19 protein-coding genes are annotated in these 21857 nt (G+C 43.5%); all 19 read left to right on the top strand.

From position 1 onward, the window contains the following. Positions 1-35 precede the first annotated feature (35 nt). Entirely contained in the window at positions 36-1250 is a 1215-nt protein-coding gene (dapG, locus tag KHQ79_RS09860) for an aspartate kinase (protein ID WP_225515012.1), read from the top strand. Positions 1251-1280: 30 nt separating this feature from the next. Continuing rightward, positions 1281-2153 (top strand): 4-hydroxy-tetrahydrodipicolinate synthase, encoded by an 873-nt coding sequence (gene dapA, locus KHQ79_RS09855; RefSeq protein WP_003238467.1) that lies wholly within the window; start codon positions 1281-1283, stop codon positions 2151-2153. A gap of 178 nt (positions 2154-2331) precedes the next feature. After that, a complete protein-coding gene (gene rnjB, locus KHQ79_RS09850; protein ID WP_019258427.1) occupies positions 2332-3999 on the top strand; it encodes a ribonuclease J2 in 1668 nt (555 codons plus the stop codon). 116 nt (positions 4000-4115) lie between these two features. Continuing rightward, entirely contained in the window at positions 4116-4853 is a 738-nt protein-coding gene (tepA, locus tag KHQ79_RS09845; protein ID WP_003238463.1) for a translocation-enhancing protein TepA, read from the top strand. Further along, the gene (locus KHQ79_RS09840; protein ID WP_003238462.1) at positions 4850-5062 is read left to right on the top strand and encodes a YlzJ-like family protein; all 213 of its coding nucleotides are present in this window, start codon (positions 4850-4852) and stop codon (positions 5060-5062) included. The genes tepA and KHQ79_RS09840 overlap by 4 nt, the downstream gene beginning before the upstream one ends. A gap of 129 nt (positions 5063-5191) precedes the next feature. Continuing rightward, positions 5192-7555, top strand: a complete 2364-nt coding sequence (spoIIIE, locus tag KHQ79_RS09835) for a DNA translocase SpoIIIE (protein WP_225515010.1) — start codon at positions 5192-5194, stop codon at positions 7553-7555. 143 nt (positions 7556-7698) lie between these two features. Continuing rightward, entirely contained in the window at positions 7699-8424 is a 726-nt protein-coding gene (locus KHQ79_RS09830) for a GntR family transcriptional regulator (RefSeq protein WP_003238458.1), read from the top strand. A 124-nt stretch (positions 8425-8548) separates the two neighbouring features. Next, the gene (gene bcbE / locus KHQ79_RS09825; protein WP_133487443.1) at positions 8549-9760 is read left to right on the top strand and encodes a bacillibactin exporter BcbE; all 1212 of its coding nucleotides are present in this window, start codon (positions 8549-8551) and stop codon (positions 9758-9760) included. A gap of 250 nt (positions 9761-10010) precedes the next feature. Beyond that, entirely contained in the window at positions 10011-11291 is a 1281-nt protein-coding gene (yfmF, locus tag KHQ79_RS09820) for an EF-P 5-aminopentanol modification-associated protein YfmF (protein ID WP_225515008.1), read from the top strand. Further along, the gene (yfmH, locus tag KHQ79_RS09815; protein WP_003238452.1) at positions 11288-12574 is read left to right on the top strand and encodes an EF-P 5-aminopentanol modification-associated protein YfmH; all 1287 of its coding nucleotides are present in this window, start codon (positions 11288-11290) and stop codon (positions 12572-12574) included. Before yfmF ends, yfmH begins: the two co-directional genes overlap by 4 nt. Before the next feature lie 54 nt (positions 12575-12628). After that, on the top strand, positions 12629-13357 hold the full coding sequence (ymfI, locus tag KHQ79_RS09810; protein ID WP_032732048.1) for an elongation factor P 5-aminopentanone reductase: 729 nt from the start codon (positions 12629-12631) through the stop codon (positions 13355-13357). Between the two features lie 80 nt (positions 13358-13437). Continuing rightward, on the top strand, positions 13438-13695 hold the full coding sequence (locus KHQ79_RS09805; RefSeq protein ID WP_003238448.1) for a DUF3243 domain-containing protein: 258 nt from the start codon (positions 13438-13440) through the stop codon (positions 13693-13695). A gap of 129 nt (positions 13696-13824) precedes the next feature. Then, positions 13825-14616, top strand: coding sequence for a DUF3388 domain-containing protein (locus tag KHQ79_RS09800; RefSeq protein ID WP_003220998.1), 792 nt, complete (start codon positions 13825-13827; stop codon positions 14614-14616). 18 nt (positions 14617-14634) lie between these two features. Then, a complete protein-coding gene (gene rodZ, locus KHQ79_RS09795) occupies positions 14635-15549 on the top strand; it encodes a cell shape determination protein RodZ (protein ID WP_133487437.1) in 915 nt (304 codons plus the stop codon). A gap of 49 nt (positions 15550-15598) precedes the next feature. Continuing rightward, positions 15599-16180 carry a CDP-diacylglycerol--glycerol-3-phosphate 3-phosphatidyltransferase gene (pgsA, locus tag KHQ79_RS09790; protein ID WP_003238444.1) on the top strand — a complete coding sequence of 194 codons (582 nt, stop codon included), beginning with the start codon at positions 15599-15601 and terminating at the stop codon, positions 16178-16180. An 18-nt stretch (positions 16181-16198) separates the two neighbouring features. Then, positions 16199-17449: a competence/damage-inducible protein A gene (locus KHQ79_RS09785; RefSeq protein ID WP_003238442.1), complete on the top strand. Its 1251-nt coding sequence runs from the start codon at positions 16199-16201 to the stop codon at positions 17447-17449. 172 nt (positions 17450-17621) lie between these two features. Continuing rightward, positions 17622-18668 carry a recombinase RecA gene (recA, locus tag KHQ79_RS09780; RefSeq protein ID WP_060398650.1) on the top strand — a complete coding sequence of 349 codons (1047 nt, stop codon included), beginning with the start codon at positions 17622-17624 and terminating at the stop codon, positions 18666-18668. A gap of 167 nt (positions 18669-18835) precedes the next feature. Next, complete coding sequence (locus tag KHQ79_RS09775) at positions 18836-20011, top strand: serine hydrolase domain-containing protein (RefSeq protein WP_148981772.1); 1176 nt, start codon at positions 18836-18838, stop codon at positions 20009-20011. Positions 20012-20286: 275 nt separating this feature from the next. Beyond that, positions 20287-21849, top strand: coding sequence for a ribonuclease Y (rny, locus tag KHQ79_RS09770; RefSeq protein ID WP_003221010.1), 1563 nt, complete (start codon positions 20287-20289; stop codon positions 21847-21849). The last annotated feature ends 8 nt before the right edge of the window (positions 21850-21857 follow it).

Below are 21857 nucleotides of genomic sequence, written 5' to 3'. Positions count from 1 at the left end.
CTTCTGTTACGTCCGAATAATTTGGAGTGAAAACAGTGAAGATAATTGTTCAAAAGTTCGGCGGAACATCTGTAAAAGATGATAAAGGCCGTAAACTGGCTTTAGGGCATATTAAAGAAGCAATCAGTGAAGGATATAAGGTTGTCGTTGTCGTTTCAGCGATGGGCCGGAAAGGAGACCCGTATGCAACAGATTCTTTGCTGGGGCTGCTTTACGGCGATCAATCAGCGATTTCTCCAAGAGAGCAGGATTTGCTTTTATCTTGCGGAGAGACCATTTCCTCTGTCGTCTTTACAAGCATGCTGCTTGATAACGGTGTGAAAGCAGCTGCGCTGACAGGGGCCCAGGCTGGCTTTTTAACAAATGATCAGCATACCAATGCGAAAATCGTTGAAATGAGAACGGAGCGTTTATTCAGTGTGCTTGCGAATCATGACGCTGTAGTCGTCGCAGGGTTCCAGGGTGCAACTGAAAAGGGTGATACAACAACGATCGGCAGAGGGGGCAGCGATACGTCAGCAGCCGCACTCGGAGCAGCGGTTGACGCGGAATACATCGATATTTTCACAGATGTTGAAGGTGTGATGACTGCTGACCCGAGAGTGGTGGAAAATGCGAAACCGCTCCCTGTCGTGACGTATACGGAAATTTGCAACCTGGCGTATCAAGGGGCGAAGGTCATTCATCCTCGGGCTGTGGAAATTGCGATGCAGGCCAAGGTTCCGATCCGCGTCCGTTCGACTTATTCGAAAGATAAAGGCACATTGGTGACATCACATCACTCTTCTAAAGTCGGAAGCGATGTTTTTGAAAGGCTGATTACGGGAATTGCCCATGTCAAAGATGTCACGCAGTTTAAAGTTCCTTCGAAAATTGGCCAGTATAACGTTCAGACTGAAGTGTTCAAGGCGATGGCGAATGCGGGAATCAGCGTCGATTTCTTTAACATTACACCTAGTGAAATCGTATATACAGTAGCTGGGAATAAAACAGAAACAGCTCAGCGTATTTTAATGGATATGGGCTATGATCCAATGGTAACGAGAAATTGCGCGAAGGTATCGGCGGTCGGAGCGGGCATTATGGGTGTTCCTGGTGTCACGTCCAAAATTGTTTCGGCTCTTTCAGAAAAAGAAATACCGATCCTTCAGTCGGCTGACAGCCATACGACGATATGGGTGCTCGTCCATGAAGCAGATATGGTACCTGCTGTAAACGCTTTGCATGAAGTGTTTGAACTTTCCAAGTAAATGTGATTGAATCATGATGAGGTGAAAAAAATGAATTTCGGAAATGTGTCTACAGCGATGATTACACCCTTTGACAATAAAGGGAACGTAGACTTTCAAAAACTGTCTACACTGATTGATTACTTGTTGAAAAACGGAACGGATTCTTTAGTAGTAGCGGGAACAACTGGAGAATCTCCAACCCTTTCAACTGAAGAAAAAATTGCGCTTTTTGAATATACGGTAAAAGAAGTGAACGGAAGGGTGCCGGTTATTGCGGGTACTGGAAGCAACAACACAAAAGATTCCATTAAGCTGACAAAAAAAGCTGAGGAAGCGGGCGTAGACGCGGTTATGCTCGTTACGCCGTATTACAATAAACCTTCTCAAGAAGGAATGTACCAGCATTTTAAAGCAATTGCGGCAGAAACGTCTCTTCCTGTTATGCTGTATAATGTGCCGGGCCGCACGGTAGCTTCTCTCGCTCCTGAAACGACGATCCGTTTGGCGGCAGACATCCCGAATGTGGTTGCGATTAAAGAAGCGAGCGGAGACCTAGAAGCGATTACAAAAATTGTTGCAGAAACGCCGGAAGACTTCTCTGTCTATTCAGGGGATGACGCCCTGACGCTTCCTATTCTCTCAGTCGGAGGAAGAGGAGTTGTGTCAGTTGCGAGCCATATTGTAGGCTCTGATATGCAGCAAATGATCAAAAATTATACGAATGGGCAAACAGCTAATGCGGCACTAATTCATCAGAAACTGCTGCCGATTATGAAGGAACTGTTTAAAGCGCCTAACCCGGCTCCTGTCAAAACAGCTCTTCAGCTGAAAGGCCTTGATGTCGGATCAGTGCGACTTCCTCTTATCCCGCTAAGCGAAGATGAACGGCTGAGCTTAAGCAGCACGATCAGCGAACTGTAAGAAAAATTTCATACAGTGAAACAAACGCGGTCATTCTCACATTCAGCTGAGTTTGACCGTTTCTTATACATATTGGTTTTCCCTAAACCTTCTGCTTTATCTTGTTTTCTAAATTTACTTTCAGTTATAATAGGAACAAGTGATGATGGACGGGTATGAGACTAGGAGGATATAGATTTTGAAAAAGAAAAATACAGAAAACGTTAGAATTATCGCCCTTGGCGGTGTCGGAGAAATTGGGAAGAACCTTTATGTCATCGAAATTGACTCAGACATATTTGTTGTTGATGCCGGCCTTATGCATCCAGAAAATGAAATGCTCGGTATTGATGTTGTGATTCCTGACATATCATATTTGATTGAACGGGCTGACCGCGTCAAGGCAATCTTTTTAACGCACGGGCACGATGAAAATATCGGCGGCGTTTTTTACTTATTAAACAAGCTGTCCGTTCCAGTATACGGAACAAAGCTGACGCTTGCACTGTTAAGAGAAAAATTAAAACAATACGGACATAACCGAAAAACTGATTTAAGAGAAATTCACTCCAAATCTGTCATTACATTTGAATCGACAAAAGTATCGTTCTTTAGAACGATTCACAGCATCCCTGATTCTGTAGGTGTAAGTTTTAAAACATCACTTGGATCTATTGTATGCACGGGAGACTTCAAATTTGACCAAACACCTGCACTTAATCAAACGTGCGACATTGGCGAGATCGCCAAGATCGGCAATAGCGGCGTGCTCGCCCTGCTTTCTGACAGTGCAAATGCGGAACGTCCGGGTTATACCCCTTCGGAAGCAGCTGTCAGCGGCGAAATTTCGGACGCGCTGTATAATTCAGATAACCGGGTGATTATTGCTGTTTTTGCATCCAATATTAACCGGATTCAGCAAGTCATTCATGCTGCGGCTCAAAATGGCAGAAAGATTGCCGTTGCCGGAAAAAATCTTCAATCTGTCTTGCAGCTGGCAAGAAAGCTCGGATATATTGAAGCAGATGATGAACTGTTTATTTCTGTGCAGGATGTCAAGAAATATCCGAAGCGCGAAGTGGCCATTATTACAGCCGGCAGCCAAGGTGAACCGTTAGCTGCCCTGACAAGAATGGCAAACAAAGCTCACAAACAGCTGAACATTGAAGAAGGGGATACGGTTGTGATTGCGTCCACACCAATCCCTGGGCAGGAACTCATTTATTCTAAAACAGTAGATCTTCTCGCGAGAGCCGGTGCACAAGTCATCTTTGCCCAAAAGCGTGTCCATGTATCTGGCCACGGCTCACAAGAAGAGTTAAAGCTGATGATCAATCTGCTTAAACCGAAATATTTAATTCCTGTAAACGGCGAATACAGAATGCAAAAAGCTCATTCAAAAATCGCTGAAGAAATCGGCATGAAGCGCAGTGATATCTTCTTAATTGAAAAAGGAGACGTCGTTGAATTCCGCGGCCAAAACGTAAAAATTGGGGATAAAGTTCCGTACGGCAATATTTTAATTGATGGTTTAGGTGTCGGTGATATCGGCAATATCGTATTGCGAGACCGCCGCTTACTTTCACAGGACGGGATTTTAATCGTTGTCATTACACTTGATAAACAAAAGAAACATCTTGTATCAGGACCAGAAATTATCACGCGCGGTTTTGTTTATGTAAGAGAGTCTGAAGGCCTTATCGTACAGGCTACTGAGCTTGTCCGTTCTATCGTGACAGAAGCGACTGAAACATCAAATGTTGAATGGTCAACGCTGAAGCAGGCAATGCGGGATGCTTTGAACCAATTCCTATATGAAAAAACGAAACGTAAACCGATGATCATCCCAATCATTATGGAAGTATAATGTCTGAATAAAGACCGGAGCTGCTCCGGTCTTTATTTTTTTGCCTTTCAAGCCGGGATTGAATTGAGTATCTTTGTTCATAATACAAAGAGAAACTCGGAAAGGGTGAAAGCGAGATGGATCATCGTATGGAAAACACAGAAGAAGAGCGTTCTGAAAAAAATGATGCGAAAGACAGCATTATGAATAAAATACAGCAGCTTGGGGAAACAACGCTCCCGCAGCTGTCCCAAGATACAAATATTCATTGTCTGACCATTATCGGACAAATAGAAGGCCATGTTCAGCTTCCTCCGCAAAACAAAACAACAAAATATGAGCATGTCATCCCGCAAATTGTCGCAATTGAACAGAATCCCAAAATTGAAGGCCTGCTGATTATATTAAATACTGTCGGAGGAGATGTTGAAGCGGGTCTTGCGATAGCAGAAATGCTCGCATCTTTATCAAAACCGACCGTTTCTATCGTGCTTGGCGGCGGGCATTCTATCGGCGTTCCGATTGCAGTATCCTGTGATTACAGCTATATCGCTGAAACAGCAACAATGACGATTCATCCCGTTCGGCTGACCGGACTGGTCATCGGTGTGCCGCAAACGTTTGAATACCTGGATAAAATGCAAGAAAGAGTTGTGAAATTTGTGACAAGCCATTCCAATATAACCGAAGAGAAGTTTAAAGAGCTGATGTTTTCAAAAGGAAACTTAACACGAGACATCGGAACAAATGTAGTCGGGAAGGATGCAGTTGAATACGGGCTGATCGATCACACAGGCGGTGTTGGACAGGCGATCAATAAGCTGAATGAGCTCATTGAGGAAGCAAGGGCAGAAGAAGGACGGATGATTCAATGATTCTGTATACCGTGATGCCGCAGGAAATTGTGTTTGCGGAACAGAACCAGGAGACAAGCGTTCATGAGCAAATTGAGTATAAAGGTGTGCCGCTTCTTGTCGAGATGAAAGGCAATGAAGCGGAAGTCATTCAAATCATGAGCACAAATCCAATGCATTTTCTGCACCCAGACATTTCTCCGGGACAAAGGCTTAAATTAAACGTATAAGATCCACCCCTTTTTTAAGGGCAAAATATGCTATAATAGGGGAATCCTACAGAAAAAACGCAGCCTGTAAACGGCTGCTTTCTTCATTATGTAAGAACTTACATTTTTTAACGCAGTAAGGTGATGAGTGTGGCAAAGAAAAAACGAAAATCAAGAAAAAAACAGGCGAAACAGCTCAATATAAAATATGAACTCAACGGATTGCTGTGTATAGCCATTTCAATTATCGCGATTCTGCAGCTTGGGGTAGTCGGCCAAACCTTTATTTACTTGTTCCGCTTTTTTGCTGGAGAGTGGTTTATTTTATGTTTGTTAGGTTTATTGGTGTTAGGCGTATCGCTGTTTTGGAAGAAAAAAACGCCAAGCCTATTAACGAGACGAAAGGCTGGGTTGTACTGCATCATCGCAAGCATATTGCTGCTTTCCCATGTGCAGCTGTTTAAAAATTTGACGCACAAAGGGTCTATTGAGTCCGCAAGCGTGGTGCGCAACACGTGGGAATTGTTTTTGATGGACATGAATGGCAGCTCCGCTTCACCTGATTTGGGCGGAGGGATGATCGGTGCGCTGCTGTTTGCGGCTTCACACTTTTTGTTTGCGTCGACTGGTTCTCAGATCATGGCGATTGTCATGATTTTGATCGGAATGATTTTAGTTACAGGTCGCTCTCTTCAAGAAACGCTGAAAAAGTGGATGAGCCCGATTGGCCGCTTTATAAAAGAACAATGGCTTGCATTTATTGATGATATGAAATCCGTCAAAACAAATATGAAGTCATCGAAAAAAACGAAGGCGCCTGGCAAAAAACAAAAGCCGGCCCGCAAAAAACAGCAAATGGAACCAGAGCCTTCTAATGAAGAGGAGGACCAGGAAACGGCATCGCCTCTTATTCATTCAGAGCCGATTATCTCAAGCTTTTCAGATCGTAATGAAGATGAAGAATCTCCAGTCTTAGAAAAGCGAGCTGAACCTGTATCAGAGCCGCTTCAGGACATCCAGACTGAGACAGGTGATCAGGAAACTGTTTCTGCTCCTCCTATGACCTTTACGGAGCTTGAAAATAAGGATTACGAGATGCCGTCACTGGATTTACTGGCTGATCCAAAGCATACCGGCCAGCAGGCTGATAAAAAGAATATTTATGAAAATGCAAGAAAGCTCGAACGCACCTTCCAAAGCTTTGGCGTAAAGGCGAAAGTTACACAGGTTCATCTCGGGCCGGCCGTAACCAAATATGAAGTTTATCCCGATGTCGGAGTGAAGGTTAGCAAAATTGTCAATTTAAGCGATGACTTAGCGCTTGCACTTGCTGCGAAGGATATCAGGATTGAGGCGCCTATACCAGGCAAATCAGCAATCGGAATAGAGGTTCCGAACGCAGAAGTGGCAATGGTATCACTGAAGGAAGTGCTCGAGTCTAAATTAAATGACAGACCGGATGCGAAACTGCTAATTGGACTCGGCCGTAATATTTCAGGTGAAGCTGTATTGGCTGAGTTAAACAAGATGCCCCATCTTTTGGTCGCAGGCGCAACCGGAAGCGGGAAAAGCGTTTGTGTCAACGGCATCATTACAAGCATTTTGATGCGAGCGAAACCGCATGAAGTGAAAATGATGATGATCGATCCTAAAATGGTAGAGCTGAATGTCTACAACGGGATTCCGCATTTGCTTGCTCCGGTCGTAACCGATCCGAAAAAAGCGTCACAGGCTTTGAAAAAAGTTGTCAATGAAATGGAGCGGCGGTACGAATTATTTTCTCATACGGGTACAAGAAATATTGAAGGTTACAATGATTATATAAAGCGCGCCAACAATGAAGAAGGAGCGAAACAGCCGGAGCTGCCGTATATCGTTGTGATTGTGGACGAGCTTGCCGATCTCATGATGGTCGCTTCATCTGATGTGGAAGATTCGATTACGAGATTGTCCCAAATGGCGCGGGCTGCCGGCATCCATCTCATTATTGCGACACAGCGGCCGTCGGTTGACGTTATCACAGGGGTCATCAAGGCGAATATTCCGTCACGAATCGCGTTCAGTGTTTCTTCACAGACGGATTCAAGGACGATTCTTGACATGGGTGGCGCTGAGAAGCTGCTCGGACGAGGCGATATGCTGTTTTTGCCTGTCGGGGCTAATAAACCCGTCCGGGTGCAGGGAGCATTTATGTCGGATGACGAAGTGGAGAAGATCGTCGACCATGTGATTACGCAGCAGAAAGCGCAATACCAGGAAGAAATGATTCCGGAGGAGACAACGGAAACACATTCCGAGGTTACCGATGAGCTTTATGATGAAGCTGTTGAATTAATCGTCGGCATGCAGACGGCATCTGTTTCAATGCTGCAAAGAAGATTCAGAATCGGTTATACGCGAGCGGCGCGCCTGATTGATGCAATGGAGGAAAGAGGCGTTGTTGGGCCGTATGAAGGCAGCAAACCTAGGGAAGTCTTATTATCAAAAGAGAAATATGATGAGCTCTCTTCTTAATGAAGGGAGTTCAGTTTTCTGCAGTTATTAATAATAACATTATGTAAACTAACAACCTTTCTATTTATTTTTTCGACAAAACATGATATAGTTGTCCCAATTGTTCAATAATTTTTATCGAAAGTGGTTTACGGAGGGGAAACATGTCTACAAAAGCTGATAATCGGCACTTGTATTTAAAAGTGATTGAACGAATTAAAGAGGATATCAAAAATGGCATCTACACTGAGAAGGAAAAGCTGCCTTCTGAATTTGAGCTTTCCAAAAAGCTGGGTGTCAGCAGAGCGACGCTAAGAGAAGCCTTGCGGATACTGGAAGAAGAGCATGTGATTATCAGAAGGCATGGTGTAGGCACTTTTGTCCATTCTAAGCCGTTATTTCTTTCGGGCATTGAACAGCTGAACAGTGTAACCAAGATGATAGAACAGGCAAATTTGACACCTGGCACGATTTTTCTATCATCGCAAGTGCTTATGCCGTCTGAAGATGATATCAAGAGATTTCATTTGGCAGAAGGGCAAGAACTTTTTTACCTCGAACGAGTCAGAACAGCTAACGGACAGCCGATTGTGTATTGTATAGACAAAATTCCGATGGATATTTTGCCGAATTCTTTTTCTCATCAGCAAGAATCTATGTTTGATTTGCTTGAGAAAAATTCAGGCTCCGTGATCAGCTATGCAGTTACTGATATTGAACCGATCGGTTATCATGATACAATTTCTCCAGTGCTGGAATGCGATCCGGAAACAGCTCTCCTGCTGTTAAAACAAACCCATTACGATCAGCACGATCAACCGGTGCTTTACTCATTAAATTATTTTAGAGCGGATAAATTCAGATTTCATGTTTTGCGTAAACGATTCTAAAACGGACGCCTGTGATGTGTCTGTTTTTTTATTTGTCTTTTTACATACTTTCACTCGGGTTAACGCAACATATAAGGGATGACAAGAAAGTGAATGGGTGAAAATGTTGAGAGAGAAAAATGGAATGAAAAATATTATTGCATTGTCTTCCGTACCGCTTGTGATGACACTCGGGAACTCCATGCTGATTCCCGTTCTGCCGATGATGGAGAAAAAGCTGTCGGTGACTTCATTTCAAGTGTCTTTAATCATTACTGTATATTCGGTCGTGGCAATTATTTGCATTCCGATTGCGGGGTATCTGTCAGATCGATTCGGGAGAAAAAAAATATTGCTGCCATGCCTCCTCATTGCAGGATTAGGAGGGGTGGTCGCTGCTTTTGCCTCCACCTATATGAAAAATCCTTACGCTATGATTTTGGCGGGCCGGGTTCTTCAAGGCATCGGTTCTGCAGGTGCAGCTCCTATCGTCATGCCGTTTATCGGCGATTTGTTTGAAGGAGACGATGAAAAGGTCAGTGCCGGTCTTGGCGATATTGAAACCGCCAACACATCTGGGAAGGTACTGAGTCCCATACTTGGCGCTTTACTGGCTTCCTGGTACTGGTTTGTACCGTTTTGGTTTATTCCGTTTTTCTGTTTAATCAGCTTTTTGCTCGTGTTGTTTCTGGTGTCTAAGCCTGAAGAAGATGAAGATGCACCAGCGGTTTCTGAGTTTGTCAAGAGTGTGCGGAAAATCTTTAAACAGGACGGGCGCTGGCTTTATACGGTCTTTATTATCGGGTGTGTGATTATGTTTTTGTTATTCGGCGTATTATTTTATTTGTCAGATACGCTGGAGAACAAGTATGCCATTGACGGAGTGGCTAAAGGCGGATTACTGGCAATCCCACTTTTGTTTCTGTCAACCAGTTCTTTTATAGCTGGCAAAAAGATCGGTAAAGATAAAGGGCGCATGAAATTTTGCGTTGTTACGGGAATGGTTATGTTAACCCTGTCGTTTATTGCTTTGTGGTGGAACCACAGTTTTTATTTTTTATTTGCCTTTTTAAGTTTTGGCGGGATTGGGATCGGAATGGCTCTCCCTGCTTTAGATGCACTGATAACCGAAGGCATTAAAAGTGAGCAATGCGGAACCATTTCCTCCTTTTACAATAGCATGCGCTTTATAGGAGTAGCTCTCGGTCCTCCTGTGTTTGCGGCGTTAATGTCTAATGCAAGCTGGCTTATTTTCATTCTATCGGCATTTTGCAGCATTGTTTCTTTATTTCTAGTGCTCTTTACTGTCGATGCTAAAAAAAGTGAAGAGGAAGAAAAAAACTTAGGGACGGTCTAGCCAACCGTCTTTTTTTGCTGTGAAGGCCGGATGCTGTCATTTAGCGGAAAGTCATTCTCTGTGTAAGGCTCAAACAGCAGCTTTTCAGAATGAAAAAGGATTAACCTATACAGCCTCTGTCTTGTCAGGCGGAGGTTATTGTTTCCTTATAAATCCTACAGTTGCTATAATTACATGAAAGAGTGTTTCTGCGTATGCTGAAAATTGGTCATAATACATACTAATAAGAAATGAACGAAGGAGGTTCCATATGTCATATGTAAATGAAGTCAAAACAAAGCACGGCGGTTTAACCGCACACATTGTAGAAACAGAAAAATTCAAAACCGTCTCGCTTATTTTTAAAATGCTTGCGCCGCTGACAAAGGACCAAGTCACAAAAAGAGCACTGCTTCCGCATGTGCTTCTTCGCGGAACAAAAAACCATCCGAAAACAGCAGAATTGCGCTCTTATTTAGATGAACTGTACGGCACGTCAGTTTCGGCGGATCTTTCGAAAAAAGGAGAGCGGCACGTCATTACGCTCAGGCTTGAAATCCCGAATGAAAAATATTTAAAAGATCAAACGCCGCTTCTTGAAAAAGGACTGCAGCTTCTCGCAGAAATCGTTTTTTCACCTGCTCTAGAGGGAGGCGTGTTTCAATCACAATACGTGACTCAAGAAAAACGGACGCTCAAGCAAAGAATCCAAGCGGTCTATGATGATAAAATGCGCTACTCGAATTTAAGGCTGATACAGGAAATGTGCAAAAATGAGCCTTACGCGCTCCATGTCAATGGCGAAATCGACGATGTCGATGCCATTACGGCTGATCAATTGTATGAAACATACCAAAGCGCGATCCAAAAAGACCAGCTTGATCTTTATGTTGTTGGCGATGTGGACAGTAACCAAGTGCAAGCGTCAATTGACAAGTATTTTCAAACAGAAGAGCGCACCCTCGCAGCGATTGAAAACAATCACGCTGAGCAAAAAGCCCAGCCTAAAGAAGTGATTGATGAAGAAGATGTCAAACAAGGAAAGCTGAACATAGGCTACCGCACCGGTATCACTTATACGGATCAGGATTATCCTGCTTTACAAGTGTTTAACGGACTGTTCGGCGGGTTCTCTCATTCCAAGCTTTTCATCAATGTTCGGGAAAAAGCCAGTCTTGCTTACTACGCCGCTTCTCGAATAGAAAGTTTTAAAGGCTTGTTAATGGTGATGTCGGGCATTGAAGTGAAAAATTACGAACAGGCTGTTTCTATTATTGCTGAGCAATTTCAGGCAATGAAAAACGGCGACTTCAGTGAGCAGGACATCGCTCAGACAAAGGCTGTCATTCGAAATCAAGTGCTGGAAACCATTGATACTGCGTACGGTTTATCTGAATTTTTATATCAGCAGGCCGCTGCTCAGGTCGATATTCCAATCGAAGACTTTCTTGCCAATATCGAGCAGGTCACAAAAGAGGATATCATGAAAGCCGGCGAAAAGATTCAGCTTGATACGACTTATTTCTTAAAAGGGACGGAGGGTGCATCTTGATCAAACCAATTGAATATGAACAGCTTCAGGAGACGCTGTACCATGAAAAAATGCCAAACGGCCTTGACGTTTACGTTTTGCCGAAAAAAGGCTTCAACAAGACATATGCGGTCTTTACAACAAAGTACGGCTCTATAGATAACCGGTTTGTCCCTTTAGGTAAAAATGAGATGGTCCACGTGCCGGACGGCATTGCCCATTTTCTTGAGCACAAGCTATTTGAAAAAGCGGACGGAGACGTTTTTCAAGATTTCAGCAAACAGGGCGCTTCTGCCAATGCGTTTACGTCATTTACAAGAACGGCTTACCTTTTTTCAAGCACATCAAATGTTGAACGTAATTTAGAGACACTGATCGATTTTGTGCAGGACCCATATTTTACTGAAAAAACGGTTGAAAAAGAAAAAGGGATTATCGGGCAGGAGATTAACATGTATGACGACAACCCTGATTGGAGGCTTTACTTCGGGGTCATTGAAAACATGTACAAAGAACATCCTGTCAGAATTGACATAGCGGGAACAGTGGAAAGCATTTCACATATTACAAAAGACCTTCTTTATGAATGCTATGAAACGTTTTATCACCCGAGCAACATGCTCCTCTTCATTGTTGGCCCAGTAGATCCTGAAACGATCATTTCTCAGGTAAGAGAAAATCAGGAAAGAAAGCCGTATACTGATCAGCCGGAGATCAAACGGGAGGAAGTACAGGAGCAAGAAGCGGTTTTCCGAAAAGAAAAAGAGATCAAAATGAACGTGCAGGGACCGAAATGCCTTGTCGGGCTGAAATCAAAGAACCCTTTTAAATTAGGCAAAGAGCTGTTAAAGCATGAACTTTCAATGAACTTATTGCTTGAATCTCTTTTCGGCAAAAGCTCTGCCCAGTACGAAACACTTTATGAAAAAGGGTATATTGACGAAACGTTCAGCTTTGATTTTACTGCAGAATATGGGTTTGGTTTTGCAGCGATCGGAGGCGATACGCCGGAACCTGATCAATTGGCTGAAGACATTTCAAGCATGCTTCTGCGCGCCGGTGAACTGATTACTGCTGAAAAGATTGAACTTGCCAGAAAGAAAAAGATCGGTTCATTCTTAAAGGCGCTGAATTCACCTGAATACATTGCCAATCAATTTACCCGTTATGCTTTCTTGGATATGAGCCTGTTTGACGTCGTAACGGTACTCGAGCAAATTACCCTCGAGGATGTCCAGCAAGTAATACAAGAGGAAATTGCTGCAGACAGACTGACCGTCTGCAAGGTTGTTCCTAAATCATAAACAAAACATCCCTCCAGTGTGAGGGGTGTTTTTCTGCGGAAAGAAGGAAAGAGGATGAACAAAACAGCACTAATCACCGGAGCAAGCGGCGGCATTGGCAAAAGCATAAGTGAAACCCTTGCGGCAGATGGATATAATTTGCTGCTGCATTACAATACAAATCAAAACGCGGCAGCGGAGCTTGCTGAAAAACTAAGAGAGACGTTTGGCGTGCATGCTGAAATTTTACAAGCCGATCTGTCCGCGCCAGAAGGAGCAGATAAGCTGACAGGTTCAATTGTTCAGCCGATTGATGCGATTATTTTAAATAGCGGAAGAAGCCATTTTGGGCTGATTACGGATGTGGATAATGCAACGGTCCAGGAAATGGTTCAGCTTCATGTGGCGAGTCCTTATATGCTGACGAGAAACCTTCTTCCAGGCATGATCCGGAAGAAATCAGGAGCAATTGTGGCTGTCAGCTCTATTTGGGGAGAGACTGGAGCATCTTGTGAAGTGCTGTACAGCATGGCAAAGGGAGCTCAGCACTCGTTTGTAAAAGGACTGGCTAAGGAGCTGGCGCCAAGCGGAATCAGAGTAAACGCCGTAGCGCCAGGCGCGGTTGATACAAATATGATGAATCAATTCACCCCGTCTGAAAAAGAAGAGATCGCTGATGAGATCCCGATCGGCCGGCTGGCCCGGCCGCAAGAAATTGCGGATGCAACAGCTTTTCTCCTGTCTGAAAAAGCGTCATATATCACTGGCCAAATTTTGTCGGTGAATGGCGGCTGGCACTGCTGATCCGAAAATATTCGGTGTATAGTTTCTTTTGCGAAGGACACAATAATCTTGTAACTTCACATGAAATGGAGGAAACAAGCATGTCAGTATTAGAAAACTGGGATAGCTGGAAAAACTTCCTTGGCGACCGTCTGAACTATGCGCAAGATCAAGGTATGAGCCAGGATACTATTACAGATCTTGCGACAGAAATCGGCAGCTACTTGGCTAATGAAGTGGAATCTAAGAACGAGCAGGAAAAAGTGCTGGCAGATCTTTGGAGCGTAGCATCAAAAGATGAACAGCACGCCATTGCCAATATGATGGTTAAGCTTGTTGAAAATAACAGCACTCACTAGGAAGAGAGGGGATTTTTCCTCTCTTTTTTATGTTTTCCTCATCACAGCAACATTCTTCTTTCTAATTAGAGAAAAATGCTTTATGATAAAGGAAGGTAAAATTTTGCCACAATGAAGGGGGTATATCATTTGGCAAAGCTCGAATGGTATTTTGAATATGAAATTCAAGTGAACCGCCCCGGACTGCTCGGGGATATTTCATCTCTTCTTGGGATGCTTTCTATTAACATCGTAACGATAAACGGCGTCGATCTTTCCAGAAGGGGAATGCTCCTCAGGTGCCGCCATATAGATCAAATTAAACGATTAGAATCAATCTTAAAAACGATGGAAACAATTAAAGTAACGAAGCTGAGAGAACCGAGGCTTCGCGACCGTCTTGCCGTACGCCACGGCCGTTACATTCAAAGGGATGCCGATGACAAGAAAACGTTCCGCTTTGAACGGGACGAGCTAGGCTTATTAGTCGATTTTATGGCCGAACTGTTCAAAAAAGAAGGCCATAAATTAATCGGAATTCGTGGTATGCCGCGTGTCGGGAAAACAGAATCAATTGTGGCCTCCAGCGTGTGTGCAAGCAAAAGGTGGCTTTTTGTGTCATCAACCTTGCTGAAGCAGACGATAAGAAGTCAGCTGATTGCCGATGAATACAGCACTGAGAATGTCTTTATCGTTGACGGAATTGTGTCAACACGAAGAGGGTCAGAACGCCATCTCCAGCTGGTCAGAGAAATTATGAGGCTGCCTGCAACAAAAGTGGTGGAACATCCAGACATATTCGTTCAAAATACAGAGTATACACTAGATGACTTTGATTATATTATTGAACTGAGAAATGACCCTGATGAGGTTATTACATATGAACATGCCGAGGAACCCCAAATGTTTGATCAATCCGGGTTTTCAAGCTTTGATTTTTAAAATTGGAAGGTGTTTGTTGTGACTGAACTAGGAATCCGGCTCAAAGAAGCCAGAGAGGAAAAAGCAATGTCATTGGATGATCTCCAAGCGGCAACAAAGATTCAAAAAAGGTATTTAACCGCCTTGGAGGAAGGAAACTATGACATTATTCCGGGGAAGTTTTATGTTCGGGCATTCATCAAGCAATATGCAGAAGCCGTCGGGCTAGATGCGGATCAGCTGTTTGAGGAGCATAAAAAAGATATCCCGAATACGTATCATGACGATGTGTCTGAAAAGATCTCCGGCATGAATCTTCAAAAGGAAATGCCAAAGCCAGCATCTAAGGCGCTGGAGCTGCTGCCAACAATACTTGTGATTCTCGGCGTGATTGTCGTAATTGCGATTGTGTACGCGATCATTCAATTTGCAAATCATAAAAACAGCGATGATAACAATGCGGCATCTGAAAAATCAATTACGCAAAGTGAAAGCAAGTATGAAATCCCTAAAGATTCAACACTAAAAGAGAATCAAAATAACAGCTCTGAAAAAGAGGCAGACACTAAAAAAGAAACAAAAGAAAATGAAGATAAAAAAGAAGAAAGTGACAGTGATAAACTGGAGATTAAAGCGGCTGGCACTGAAGGGTCGTTAACGACTTATGAAGTGTCCGGCGCTGATAAAATCGAGCTTGAACTGAAGGCGTCAGACAGCTCTTGGATTCGAGTGCGCGATGAAAACAGCAGCTCGTTAAAAGAAGGAACGCTGAAAAAAGACGAAACCTATAAAAAAGACATAACTGATCAGAAACAAGTTGAAATCCGCACAGGATATGCACCTAATCTGAAAATAAAAATCAACGGTAAGGTTCTTTCATATGAACTTGATCCGAATGATGTGATGGCACAAACCATTAAGATTGTAAATAAAAAGGAAGAAAAGTCATCTTAATTACCAGATGACTTTTCTTCACGTCCGAGTATGAAACTGGAGGGGCTTTATGTTTAACTTACCAAATAAAATCACACTAGCTAGAATCGCATTAATCCCAATCTTCATGATTATCATGCTGGCGCCGTTTGACTGGGGCAGGCTCGAATTTGGAGACGAATCGATCCCGGTCGCACACTTGGCGGGCGCTATTTTATTTATTATTGCATCCACAACAGACTGGGTGGACGGGTATTATGCCCGAAAACTGAATCTCGTGACAAACTTCGGGAAATTTCTTGATCCGCTTGCTGATAAACTGCTTGTATCCGCAGCGTTAATTATCCTTGTTCAATTTGATCTTGCTCCAGCTTGGATGGTCATTGTGATTATCAGCCGGGAGTTTGCCGTGACAGGTTTAAGGCTTGTCTTAGCCGGAACAGGAGAAGTAGTAGCTGCTAATATGCTTGGTAAAATTAAAACCTGGGCACAAATCATTGCGGTTTCCGCATTGCTTCTTCATAATCTTCCGTTTGAACTTGTGTCATTCCCGTTTGCTGACTTAGCGTTGTGGGTAGCTGTCTTCTTTACTGTCGTATCAGGCTGGGAATATTTCTCTAAAAACTGGGAAGCGCTAAAAACATCTAACTAAGAAAGAAGGACTTACGTCATGGAATTTCCAAAAAAAGCAGAAATTATTGCAGTCGGTTCAGAGCTGTTGCTTGGCCAGATCGCCAATACAAATGCTCAATTTATCAGCAAACAGCTCGCTGAGATCGGAGTTAACGTATTTTATCATACAGCAGTCGGAGATAATCCGGAGCGGCTGAAGCAAGTCATCCGCATTGCTGAAGAACGCTCTGACTTCATTATTTTTTCAGGAGGTCTCGGACCGACAAAAGATGATCTGACGAAAGAAACGATTGCAAACGCGCTAGGACGTCCGCTCGTATTAAATGATGAAGCGTTCCAATCCATTGAGGACTATTTCAAACGAACAAAACGCACGATGTCACCTAATAATCGCAAACAGGCGCTTGTGATCGAAGGATCTGACGTACTGGCGAATCACTTTGGAATGGCGCCGGGAATGCTCACAGAGCATGAATCGCGCTTTTATATGCTTCTTCCTGGGCCGCCAAGCGAGTTGCGTCCAATGTTTGAAAATGAAGCAAAGCCTCTTCTGCTGAAAAAGATGGGCTCAAATGAAAAAATTGTTTCAACTGTTCTTCGCTTTTTCGGTATCGGCGAATCTCAGCTTGAAGCCGATTTGGAAGACATTATTGATGCACAAACGAACCCGACAATCGCTCCTTTGGCGGCTGACGGTGAGGTGACGCTGCGACTGACAGCCAAACATGCTGACGAAAAGGAAACAGAGCGTCTGTTAAAAGAAACAGAGGCTGTTATCTTAGAACGAGTCGGTGAATTTTTCTATGGCTACGATGATACTTCCCTTGTAAAAGAGCTTTCTAAAGCATGTAAGGAAAAAGGCATTACGATTTCCGCGGCGGAAAGCTTTACCGGCGGGCTATTTTCTGAATGGCTGACGGATCTTAGCGGTGCTTCAAAATTATTTGCCGGCGGCGTCGTTTGCTATACAAACGACGTGAAGCAGAATGTGCTTGGTGTCAAGAAGGAAACATTAGATCGTTTTGGCGCGGTCAGCAAGGAGTGCGCATCAGAGCTGGCAAAGGGTGTTCAAAAGCTCACTGGCAGCGATATCGGCATCAGCTTTACCGGTGTAGCAGGACCTGATACTCAAGAAGGGCATGAGCCTGGACATGTGTTTATCGGCATTTCAGCAAATGGAAAAGAAGAGGTTCACGAGTTTCACTTTGCCGGCTCCAGAACGGGAATCAGAAAACGAGGCGCTAAATACGGCTGCCATTTAATCTTGAAGCTTTTAGAGCAAAAATAATACTTTTAGCACATTATCCTCCTAAGAAAACATGATTTCTCTGATGCATTATGATATTTTGATAGAAATCACGCCAGTAAAAAATCCGAATATGCGTTCGCTTTTTTCTTGGCAAATCCCTTCAAACAGGGTATAGTATATGTAGTGGTAACATAAAGGAGGAAAAAATAGAATGAGTGATCGTCAGGCAGCCTTAGATATGGCTCTTAAACAAATAGAAAAACAGTTCGGTAAAGGTTCCATTATGAAACTGGGAGAAAAGACAGATACAAGAATTTCTACTGTCCCAAGCGGCTCCCTCGCTCTTGATACGGCACTGGGAATTGGCGGATATCCGCGCGGACGGATTATTGAAGTATACGGTCCTGAAAGCTCAGGTAAAACAACTGTTGCGCTCCATGCGATTGCTGAGGTTCAGCAGCAAGGCGGACAAGCCGCGTTTATCGATGCGGAGCATGCGTTAGATCCGGTATACGCGCAGAAGCTCGGAGTCAACATCGAAGAGCTCTTACTGTCTCAGCCTGACACAGGCGAGCAGGCGCTTGAAATTGCGGAAGCGCTGGTTCGAAGCGGTGCAGTTGATATTGTCGTAGTCGACTCTGTGGCAGCTCTCGTTCCGAAAGCGGAAATTGAAGGCGACATGGGAGATTCACATGTCGGTTTACAAGCACGCTTAATGTCTCAAGCGCTTCGTAAGCTTTCAGGAGCCATTAACAAATCGAAGACAATTGCGATTTTCATTAACCAAATTCGTGAAAAAGTCGGCGTTATGTTCGGAAACCCGGAAACAACTCCTGGCGGCCGTGCGCTGAAATTCTACTCTTCCGTGCGTCTCGAAGTGCGCCGTGCTGAACAGCTGAAACAAGGCAACGACGTAATGGGGAACAAAACGAAAATCAAGGTCGTAAAAAACAAGGTAGCTCCGCCGTTCCGTACAGCCGAGGTTGACATTATGTACGGAGAAGGCATCTCAAAAGAAGGCGAAATCATTGATCTTGGAACTGAACTTGATATCGTGCAAAAAAGCGGTTCATGGTACTCTTATGAAGAAGAGCGTCTTGGCCAAGGCCGTGAAAATGCAAAACAATTCCTGAAAGAAAATAAAGATATCATGCTGATGATCCAGGAGCAAATTCGTGAACATTACGGCTTGGATAATCACGGCGTAGTGCAGCAGCAAACTGAAGAGGCACAAGAAGAACTCGAATTTGAAGAATAAAAATATAATAAGTTTGAAATGATAGAAAAGGCTGAGTGAAAAACTCAGCCTTTTTGTATTTTGCAAAAAAATGATAAAAATATTGCTTTTTTTGACAACTTTTTCAGTGCTTTATTCGTCTAACAAAACGTGTGCAAAATGGAATTTATTTTGGGAGGAAAAAATGAATGACAAGCCCAACCCGCAGGAGAACTGCAAAACGCAGACGGAGAAAACTAAATAAAAGAGGCAAACTTTTGCTTGGTCTTTTAGCAGTGATGATTTGCTTTACGATTTGGAATGCGCTTCATCGAAATAGTGAAGAAAACGAGCCATCTCAAGAAACTTCAGCAGTTTCAGATACCAGTCAGAAAAAAGAAGTCAAAAAGAAAACCGCCAAAAAAACAGAGGAACAAATCAAAACAGTCGATCGTAATCAAAAAATAAGCAATTATTTAAATGAGATCGGTTTCAGCGGAACAGCCATGATTGTCAGAAATGGAGAAATCGTAACAAGTAAAGGTTTTGGTTATGCAGACCGTAAACATCACATTCAAAATAATCCGTTGACATCTTTTTATATCGGTTCGTCACAAAAAGCGCTGATTGCAACCGCAATTTTGCAGCTTGAGGAAAAGGGGAAACTTCAGACAAGCGATCCGGTAAGCACGTATTTACCTCATTTCCCTAACGGACAAACGATTACTTTGAAGAATCTGCTTACACATACATCGGGAATAAACGGACATATTGAAGGAAACGGCGCAATCACTCCGGAAGATTTAGTAAAAGACATAGAACGTCAGGGAATCAAACGCCAGCCGGGCGTATGGGACTATAAGGATTCCAACTATTCTGTTCTCGCTTATATTGTTGCTGAAGTGAGCGGCGAGTCCTATGAACAATACATAACGAATCATATTTTTAAACCGGCGGGAATGACGCATGCAGGCTTTTATAAAACATATGATAAAGAACCTTATCCTGCTGTCGGGTATAAGCTGAAGGGCGGCAGAGCGTTTACGCCGTATATGCCCGATTTATCCCAGCTGTATGGAGCCGGTGATATATATATGAGTGCTATAGATATGTACAAATTTGACCAAGCGCTGATAGACGGCAAACTGTACTCCCAAAAAAGCTACGAAAAGATGCTGACACCAGGGAGCAGCTCTACATACGGTATGGGATTTTATGTTGCTCCCGGAAGCTATTCAAACCATGGTGTCATGCCGGGCTTCAACATCTTGAACAGCTTTAGCAAATCTGGGCAAACGATTGTAGTTTTGTTCTCAAACATTCAAAATAACGCTAAACTCGGCCAAGTGAACAATAAAATATACCAGCTTTTGAATCAAGAATAATTCATGATCTTCTTTTGGAAGGATTGCATTCGGCACGCTAAAAGGCATCTGGTCGCAATCGTTAAGATGGCAAGCTTGACAAGTATTTCCGACACATTTACAATGAAGTTGTAACATTTGTTTTTTTAACATGATTGTTAAACCATTTAAACTTGACAAGGGCGATGAAAATACTCATTCCCTGTGAAGGTTCTGTATGTTGAGAAAACTAGACAATGTACATGCCGACACTTATTTAAGCAACAACCAAGTTCATAGCAAGAGGAGGTGAAAGTATGACCCCAATTATGATGGTTCTCATCTCCATTTTGCTGATTCTACTCGGTTTAGTTGTTGGCTACTTTGTTCGTAAAACCATTGCCGAAGCGAAAATTGCGGGCGCACGCGGTGCAGCCGAGCAAATTCTTGAAGATGCAAAGCGTGATGCTGAAGCACTGAAAAAAGAAGCTCTGCTTGAAGCAAAGGATGAAATCCACAAACTTCGAATAGATGCTGAACAGGAAGTTCGTGAAAGACGAAATGAGCTTCAAAAACAAGAAAACCGTTTACTCCAAAAGGAGGAAAACCTTGATCGCAAACATGAGGGAATTGATAAACGGGAAGCGATGTTGGAGAAGAAAGATCATTCTCTGAATGAACGACAACAACATATTGAAGAGATGGAAAGCAAAGTGGATGAGATGATTCGTATGCAGCAGTCAGAGTTGGAACGAATTTCGAGTCTGACTCGTGATGAAGCAAAACAAATCATTCTTGAGCGGGTTGAAAACGAGCTTTCACATGACATCGCCATCATGACAAAAGAAACTGAAAACCGTGCGAAAGAAGAGGCGGATAAGAAAGCGAAAAACATTCTTTCACTCGCCTTACAGCGCTGCGCAGCGGACCACGTTGCCGAAACAACGGTATCAGTTGTCAATCTTCCAAATGATGAGATGAAAGGACGTATCATCGGACGGGAAGGGCGTAACATTCGTACGCTTGAAACGCTGACAGGTATTGACCTGATTATTGATGATACACCTGAAGCTGTCATTCTTTCCGGATTTGATCCGATCAGACGTGAGACAGCAAGGATTGCTCTTGATAAACTCGTTCAGGATGGCCGTATTCATCCGGCACGGATTGAAGAAATGGTTGAAAAATCTCGCCGCGAGGTCGATGACTATATTCGTGAGATGGGTGAGCAAACGACATTTGAGGTTGGCGTTCACGGCCTCCACCCAGATCTCATCAAGATCCTCGGCCGCTTAAAGTTCCGTACAAGCTACGGTCAAAATGTGCTCAAGCATTCCATGGAAGTCGCATTCTTGGCCGGTCTAATGGCATCGGAGCTTGGAGAAGACGCAAAGCTTGCTAAACGTGCGGGCCTTCTTCACGACATCGGAAAAGCAATTGACCATGAAGTAGAAGGAAGCCACGTTGAAATCGGGGTAGAGCTTGCGACCAAATATAAAGAGCACCCAGTCGTGATTAATAGTATTGCATCACACCACGGGGATGAAGAGCCGACTTCCATTATCGCTGTACTGGTAGCTGCAGCAGATGCACTTTCCGCTGCAAGACCTGGCGCAAGAAGTGAGACGCTCGAGAATTATATTCGAAGACTTGAAAAGCTCGAAGAAATTTCTGAGTCCTACGAAGGTGTAGAAAAATCATTTGCGATTCAGGCTGGACGCGAAGTGCGTATTATGGTGAAGCCGGATTCAATTAATGATCTTGAAGCTCATCGCCTGGCGCGAGATATCCGTAAGCGAATTGAGGACGAGCTCGATTATCCAGGTCATATTAAAGTGACGGTAATCAGAGAAACTCGAGCCGTAGAGTATGCAAAATAAAGTGATGC

Origin of the sequence: Bacillus sp. TSO22 (assembly GCF_020223595.1) — a bacterium.
In the GTDB taxonomy this organism is placed as follows: Bacteria; Bacillota; Bacilli; order Bacillales; family Bacillaceae; genus Bacillus; species Bacillus inaquosorum.
This window is presented reverse-complemented; position numbering and strand designations above follow the sequence as displayed.

Coding starts and splice junctions, on each gene's coding strand:
- yfmF (WP_225515008.1), top strand. CDS start 10,011: ATGTCATATGTAAATGAAGTCAAAACAAAGCACGGCGGTTTAACCGCA.
- KHQ79_RS09830 (WP_003238458.1), top strand. CDS start 7,699: ATGTCTACAAAAGCTGATAATCGGCACTTGTATTTAAAAGTGATTGAA.
- KHQ79_RS09840 (WP_003238462.1), top strand. CDS start 4,850: ATGATTCTGTATACCGTGATGCCGCAGGAAATTGTGTTTGCGGAACAG.
- KHQ79_RS09775 (WP_148981772.1), top strand. CDS start 18,836: ATGACAAGCCCAACCCGCAGGAGAACTGCAAAACGCAGACGGAGAAAA.
- bcbE (WP_133487443.1), top strand. CDS start 8,549: ATGAAAAATATTATTGCATTGTCTTCCGTACCGCTTGTGATGACACTC.
- KHQ79_RS09805 (WP_003238448.1), top strand. CDS start 13,438: ATGTCAGTATTAGAAAACTGGGATAGCTGGAAAAACTTCCTTGGCGAC.
- KHQ79_RS09785 (WP_003238442.1), top strand. CDS start 16,199: ATGGAATTTCCAAAAAAAGCAGAAATTATTGCAGTCGGTTCAGAGCTG.
- tepA (WP_003238463.1), top strand. CDS start 4,116: ATGGATCATCGTATGGAAAACACAGAAGAAGAGCGTTCTGAAAAAAAT.
- pgsA (WP_003238444.1), top strand. CDS start 15,599: ATGTTTAACTTACCAAATAAAATCACACTAGCTAGAATCGCATTAATC.
- recA (WP_060398650.1), top strand. CDS start 17,622: ATGAGTGATCGTCAGGCAGCCTTAGATATGGCTCTTAAACAAATAGAA.
- rny (WP_003221010.1), top strand. CDS start 20,287: ATGACCCCAATTATGATGGTTCTCATCTCCATTTTGCTGATTCTACTC.
- ymfI (WP_032732048.1), top strand. CDS start 12,629: ATGAACAAAACAGCACTAATCACCGGAGCAAGCGGCGGCATTGGCAAA.
- dapA (WP_003238467.1), top strand. CDS start 1,281: ATGAATTTCGGAAATGTGTCTACAGCGATGATTACACCCTTTGACAAT.